Annotated in this window: 6 protein-coding genes and 1 pseudogene; all 7 read left to right on the top strand. The window is 34.7% G+C overall.

What is annotated here, in order from left to right; genetic code table 11:
• The first annotated feature begins 714 nt into the window (after positions 1 to 714).
• Positions 715 to 1,821, top strand: coding sequence for a cytochrome c oxidase subunit II (gene coxB, locus HU235_RS16215; protein ID WP_095298932.1), 1,107 nt, complete (start codon positions 715 to 717; stop codon positions 1,819 to 1,821).
• Positions 1,822 to 1,859: 38 nt separating this feature from the next.
• Positions 1,860 to 3,725 (top strand): cytochrome c oxidase subunit I, encoded by a 1,866-nt coding sequence (gene ctaD, locus HU235_RS16210; protein WP_145580816.1) that lies wholly within the window; start codon positions 1,860 to 1,862, stop codon positions 3,723 to 3,725.
• Positions 3,725 to 4,351, top strand: coding sequence for a cytochrome c oxidase subunit III (ctaE, locus tag HU235_RS16205; RefSeq protein WP_095298929.1), 627 nt, complete (start codon positions 3,725 to 3,727; stop codon positions 4,349 to 4,351). Before ctaD ends, ctaE begins: the two co-directional genes overlap by 1 nt.
• Before the next feature lie 4 nt (positions 4,352 to 4,355).
• Positions 4,356 to 4,688 carry a cytochrome c oxidase subunit IVB gene (ctaF, locus tag HU235_RS16200; RefSeq protein WP_095298928.1) on the top strand — a complete coding sequence of 111 codons (333 nt, stop codon included), beginning with the start codon at positions 4,356 to 4,358 and terminating at the stop codon, positions 4,686 to 4,688.
• A gap of 183 nt (positions 4,689 to 4,871) precedes the next feature.
• On the top strand, positions 4,872 to 5,774 hold the full coding sequence (gene ctaG / locus HU235_RS16195) for a cytochrome c oxidase assembly factor CtaG (protein WP_095298926.1): 903 nt from the start codon (positions 4,872 to 4,874) through the stop codon (positions 5,772 to 5,774).
• Between the two features lie 216 nt (positions 5,775 to 5,990).
• Positions 5,991 to 6,458, top strand: coding sequence for a DUF420 domain-containing protein (locus tag HU235_RS16190; protein WP_174880867.1), 468 nt, complete (start codon positions 5,991 to 5,993; stop codon positions 6,456 to 6,458).
• Between the two features lie 245 nt (positions 6,459 to 6,703).
• Positions 6,704 to 7,053 (top strand): annotated as a pseudogene (locus tag HU235_RS16185) (hypothetical protein); the annotation flags it as partial.

Below are 7,053 nucleotides of genomic sequence, written 5' to 3'. Positions count from 1 at the left end.
CACAATGTATAGGAAAAAGACAATAAATATAAGGAAAAGTTCACAAAGTTATTGGATATTGTAGTTGGACGTAAATAATGAAGCGAGAAAAAAATCTTCAATTTTGATTTCTTTAATATACTAAAAAAGGTTGAATATTTAAGAGGATTTTGTTAGAAATAGAGAAGGGGTTTTGAATATTTTCTCTCTTTTATCGTTAAAAGTGTAAACGGTTTATTTTTAGAGACTTTTTTGGAATTATATGTTAAAATAGAAAAACTTGCACTTTTTACAAAAATCCATTCACAATTTCGACAAAAATACTTCATGATTTGTTCACAAATTAAGTGAGAAGTATGTTTTAATATCTAGAGGACTATTTTAAAAAACATAGAATTTATAGTAAGTGCAACCGCCTTCATTTTTATTGTAATTTATTGGCTTGAATTTTTTACTAAAAAATATTTTTCCTTATTGTTTTTGGTCAGTACATAAAGGTTATTTGGATAGTCTCCTAATTAGCAGGCATGATAATGATAAGTTAAAGTTTATTTTGGCAATTGATAAAAATAGTGAGAGTCCTACTTATTCTTTTATTAAAAATTATTTATTAGTGGTGAATTAACCGCTTTTTAGTTTGAAATTCTTTCTTAAAAAGAATTTATTAATAAATAAGTTCCTTATTAAAGTATAATAGGAATTTTTAAATTACTGAAAGAGGGGTTTGATTTAGCTATGAGAAAAAGGCTGACAAAATGGCGTCTATTATCCTTATTTGCGGCATTGACGCTTGTCCTAGCCGGCTGTGGTGAACCGTTTCTTTCCACGCTTCAACCTGCTGGTGAGGTAGCGGATATGCAATATGACCTTATGGTGTTAAGTACACTCATAATGGTTGTTGTCATTGCAGTCGTAACGGTAATCTTCATCTATGTAGTCGTAAAATTCCGTCGACGCAAAGGTGAAGAAAACAATATTCCTGTTCAAGTTGAAGGGAATCATAAGCTAGAAATCATTTGGACTGTTATTCCTATTCTATTATTACTTGTCTTGACAGTCCCAGTTGTCTCTGCAACGTTTAAGCTTGCTGATGTAGATGCAATTGAGGATAAAAATCGTAAACCAGAAGATGCCATCGTCGTTAATGTACGGGCAAATCTTTATTGGTGGGAATTCGAGTATGCTGATTATGGAGTTGTAACTAGCCAAGAGTTAGTAGTACCAACTGATGAAAAAGTTTATTTTAACTTAGAATCAAATCAAGATGAAGTAAAGCACTCATTCTGGATTCCATCAATTGGCGGTAAAATGGATACAAATGTTGATTCAAATATCGAAAAGGGAACAAATGTCAACCAAATGTGGTTAAAGTTTGATTCCAAACGTGCTGATCAAGCTGGGGAATATTTTTATGGGAAGTGTGCAGAGCTTTGTGGACCATCACATGCATTAATGGACTTTAAAGTAAAAGCCATTTCTAGAGATGAATTTGACCAATGGATCTCAGAAATGGAAAATAGTAAAGCTGTCGCAACAACAGATTTAGCGAAGCAAGGTGAGCAATTGTTTGAAGAAAAGGGATGTATTTCATGTCATGCTGTAACACCTATGGACGAACGTCCTGCTGCAGCTCGAACAGCTCCAAACTTGGCAACTTTTGGTGAACGTTCTACAGTTGCAGGAGTATTGAAACATAATGAAGAAAGCATCCGCAATTGGTTAAAAGACCCTGAAGCTTATAAGCCAGCTAATAAAATGACTGGTACTTATCCAAAGCTAAATGATGAAGAGCTTGATGCGTTAACTGAATATTTAATGGGGTTAAAAGTTACTAGTAATTAAGTAGATATTACTTTGTAAAAGAAAAGGGAGGTAACACTGTGAGCACGTTGACTCAGAAAAAAGGGGTAGGTGCAGTCTTATGGGACTATTTAACAACCGTTGACCATAAGAAAATCGCTATCCTTTACCTGATAGCCGGTGGCTTCTTCTTCCTTGTTGGTGGATTAGAAGCGTTGCTGATCCGCATTCAGCTAGCAATTCCGAATAATGACTTTGTTAGTGCAGGTGTATATAATGAAATTTTAACTATGCACGGAACTACAATGATCTTTCTAGCTGCAATGCCTTTATTGTTCGCACTAATGAATGCCGTAGTACCATTACAAATTGGTGCTCGTGACGTTGCATTTCCATTTTTAAACTCGTTAGGTTTTTGGCTGTTCTTCTTTGGAGGGGTTTTCTTAAATCTAAGTTGGTTTTTAGGTGGAGCACCTGACGCTGGTTGGACTTCTTATGCATCTTTAGCAATACAATCTGAAGGCCATGGCGTAGATTTTTATTTACTAGGGCTGCAAGTTTCCGGTCTAGGAACACTTATAGCTGGTATTAACTTTTTAGCTACAATCATTAACATGAGAGCACCGGGAATGACCTATATGCGCATGCCGTTGTTCACATGGACAACTTTTGTAGCATCAGCACTTATTTTATTTGCTTTCCCTGCGCTTACAGTAGGTTTAGCATTATTAATGTTTGATCGTTTATTTGGAACTGCATTCTTTGATGCAGGTCTTGGCGGTAACACTGTTATTTATGAACATTTATTCTGGATCTTCGGTCATCCAGAGGTATACATCTTAGTTTTACCAGCATTTGGAATTTTCTCTGATATTTTACCGGTATTTTCAAGAAAACGTCTGTTCGGATACTCATCAATGGTATTCGCAACAGTATTAATTGGATTTTTAGGATTCATGGTTTGGGCGCATCATATGTTTACAACTGGTTTAGGACCAATTGCAAATGCGATATTCGCTGTTGCTACAATGGCGATTGCTGTACCAACAGGAATTAAAATTTTTAACTGGCTTTTCACAATTTGGGGTGGATCGATTAAATTTACCTCTCCGATGCTTTGGTCAGTAGCTTTTATTCCTTCATTCGTCATGGGTGGGGTTACAGGAGTAATGCTTGCAGCAGCAGCAGCAGATTATCAATATCATGATACTTATTTCGTTGTTGCTCATTTCCACTACGTAATTGTTGGTGGGGTTGTGTTCTCGTTATTTGCTGGTACTGTTTATTGGTGGCCAAAAATGTTCGGTAAAATGTTAAATGAGTTCTTGAATAAAGTGACGTTTGTACTTTTCTTTATTGGTTTCCATTTAACATTCTTTATTCAACATTTCCTTGGTCTATGGGGGATGCCACGTCGAATATTTACATTCTTACCTGGTCAAGGGTTAGATATGGCAAACTTTGTAAGTACAGTTGGAGCATTCTTTATGGCGGCAGCAACGATCATTTTATTGATTAACATCATTTACACTTCAATTAAGGGAGAAAAGGTTGGAGATGACCCTTGGGGTGATGGTCGTACACTTGAGTGGGCGGTTGCTTCACCTCCGGCGGAATATAACTTTAAACAAACTCCACTTGTACGTGGTTTAGATGCATTGTGGGTAGAAAAAATGGCAGGGAATAAAGGGATGACTCCTGCAGAGCCGTTAGGTGATATTCATATGCCAAACGGATCAATCTTACCATTTATTATGTCTTTAGGATTATTCGTTGCATCATTTGGATTACTTTATCGCGAAGACTATGGTTGGGCATTCCCGCTAATCATTGTTGGTTTTATTATTACTTTCGGTGCAATGTTCTTCCGCTCAATAATTGATGATCATGGATACCATATTCATAAAGAAGATTTACTTAAGGAAGAAAAAGGAGGGAAAGCATAATGGCAAATGTTGAAGATAAGTTAACAGCTGAAAATTTTCCGGCATCGCCTGAAAAAGCTACCCTCGAAGGTAAAAATAAATTTACAGGTTTTTGGTTGTTCCTTGGAGGAGAGACAGTTCTTTTTGCTAGTCTCTTCGCTACATTCTTAGCATTAAGAGAATCCTCTGCAGGAGGAGCAACAACGCAAGAACTATTTGATATTCCATTGACTTTTGCGGCAACAATGCTGCTTTTGACCTCAAGTTTAACTAGTGTTTATGCTATGTACCATATGAAAAATTTTAATTTTGGTAAAATGCAATTGTGGATGATTATCACCGTTCTTTTAGGATTAGGATTCCTTATTTTGGAGATTTATGAGTTTAATCATTATGTACATCATTTTGAATTTACAATTACTAGTAGTGCTCTCGGCTCTGCGTTTTACACTTTAGTTGGAACACATGGAATGCACGTTGCTTTCGGTTTATTGTGGATCACTACTTTAATTGTCCGCAACGCAAGACGTGGCTTAAGCTTGTATAATGCACCAAAATATTACGTTGCAAGCTTGTATTGGCACTTTATCGACGTTGTATGGGTATTTATCTTTACAATTGTATACTTAATGGGAATGGTGGGATAATTTGATGGCAAATAATCATAATTCAACAAACCCAAAAGTAGATTTAGTTTATCGCCGTAAGAAAAATGCTGAAGAAATGAAACACCAAGTGATTACTTTCGGTATGATGATTTTCTTGACGATAGTTGCATTTATCGCTGTAGGATATGATGGAATCGGTGAATGGTTTAAAGTTCCATTTATTATTACACTTGCAGTAATTCAAGTCATTTTCCAACTGTATTATTTTATGCATATGAGTCATAAAGGGCATGAAATGTCCGCTCTATTCCTGTTCTCAGGTGTATTTGTAGCTGCGTTAACGGTATTGGCTTTTACTACAATTATTTGGTGGTAATGAACCTTAATTAAAGAGCAATTAGCATTTTGCTAATTGCTCTTTTCATTACATTCAAAGCATTTCTGTAACAAGCTTCAAATGTATATGTAATAGGATTTTGTCAAAGATCGTTCATTGATAGTGAAAGTTTGGAAGTGTATAATATTTTTGAAGGACTAGCGTTAAGGAGCTGAAAAGTTAATGGGCTTTGAAATATTTGGATTTCGTGCGTTGTGGAGTCCTTATTATTTATCCGTAATGGTTTTACTCTTAGTTTTATATTTTATGATTATTGGACCATGGAGATCGAAATTTAAAGATAGTTCACCTGTTTCAACAAAACAGCAAATTTTATTTGTTTCTGGGATTGTTGCCTTATACGTAAGTAAAGGAAGTCCTGTTGATTTACTCGGGCATATTATGTTTAGTGCTCATATGACACAAATGGCTATTTTATATTTGATTGTACCACCCTTACTTATCTTAGGGATTCCAGAATGGTTGTGGAGAGCTATTCTGTATCGTCCTATTATTAAACCGGTATTCAAATTTTTTACAAAACCAATTCTCGCTTTAATTGTATTTAATGGTGTATTTTCAGTCTATCATATCCCATTAGTTTTTGATTTTGTAAAAACGGAACCGCTTTATCACGCTTTAATGACGACGATTATTTTTATAGCAGCTATATTTATGTGGTTGCCGTTGCTCAATACCCTACAGGAATGGGATTCGCTTTCAGGGATAAAAAAAATGGGGTATATTTTTGCAGACGGAGTATTATTAACTCCTGCATGTGCATTAATTATTTTTTCGCCTGATCCACTTTACTTAACATATTCCGATCCACAAGCATGGATCAATGCTTTGCATTTATGTGTGCCAGGGGATATGCTTGCAGGATTAAATTTAACAGGTCCGGAAATGTTTAATACATTGCCATTAGTTGATGATCAACAACTTGGTGGTGTACTTATGAAAATTATTCAAGAGGTTGTATATGGGTCTATTTTAGCGTATGTCTTCTTTGAATGGGCGCGAAAAGAGCGTCTTAAAGATGAACTTGAGTTACAGGAAGACTATAGACCTGAACCGATAAAATAAAGAAACATTGGGCTGATTTGATTATAAGATCAGTCCAATGTCATTGCTACATAGGCTATGTTAATTTCAATCCTGACTTTTAGCATGTTCTTAATGGGTGATTTCTGCAGGAGAAAAGTATCAATGGGGAAATCCAATAGATGTAAAGAGTCCTTTAAGAACTGAAACAAACAGTTTTGAATAACATGGTCAATACATATAATGAGAGGATTGAAAATGAATACAACATTACCTTTATTGCCTACGATTAGTACGACTTTTATCGTTCTTAGTGCAATTTTTGTTGCAATTGGCTGGTATTTAATAAAAATTAAAAAAATTGATTTACATATGAAGGTTATGACCTGGGCAGCTATTTTTGCTGTTTTATTTTTCATCATTTACGCTTCACGAACAATCTTTATAGGAAATACAGCTTTTGGTGGTCCTGAGCATATTAAAATATACTATACTTTGTTTTTAATTTTTCATATTTCTTTAGCTACTATTGGAGCGGTATTAGGGATTATTTCTCTTATTACGGGTTATAAAAAGAATTATGAGAAACATCGCAAAATTGGTCCGTTTACAAGTGTTGTTTGGTTTTTTACTGGTATTACAGGAGTTGCAGTATATTTATTATTATATGTGATTTATCATGGAGGGGAAACAACCTCTGTAATTAAAGCAATCTTAGGGTTTTAAACATAATTTTAAGGTGGTAAAGAATAAGATATTCTATACCACCTTTTTTATTGTCTTTTTGAGGTGAAGGAAACTTGTCGGTATGCATATGAAAACGGTTAGTTGAAAATTAGGAAACATCTAAAAGCAATAACGTTTGACTTTTACATTAGCCCTGAATTTACAGGTCAACCAATGTTTCTTAAATTGGTTTCATTCGTAACTCTTTTTATGATCGTCATATCAATAAGAGAGGAGAGAATGTATTGATAGAAATTTTAACTAATCGGTTAATGCTTATTCCTTGCTCATTGGATATTGCAAAATCGTTAGTATTTCATCGAAAAGAATTGGAACAGAGATCACCAATAGAGTTTCCATTAAATTGGCCATCACCTTATGTGAAAGGTTTTCTTCCATACTACATTGAATGTTTAGAAAAAGAGGATGAAGAAAGTTATGAGTGTGGTCTTTGGTTAATTATTAAGTTTGAAGAAAAGAAAATAATTGGTGATATATTAATGCAAGGTAAGCCGAATAAGGAAGGCATTGTAGAACTTTCTTATCATGTAGATGAATTGTTTAATGATGAAAGTATTGCATATGAAGCTGTAGA

Source organism: Metabacillus niabensis, assembly GCF_902829255.1.
Lineage (GTDB): Bacteria > Bacillota > Bacilli > Bacillales > Bacillaceae > Metabacillus > Metabacillus niabensis.
The sequence above is the reverse complement of the archived record's forward strand: the minus strand, read 5'-3'. Positions and strand labels throughout refer to the sequence as shown.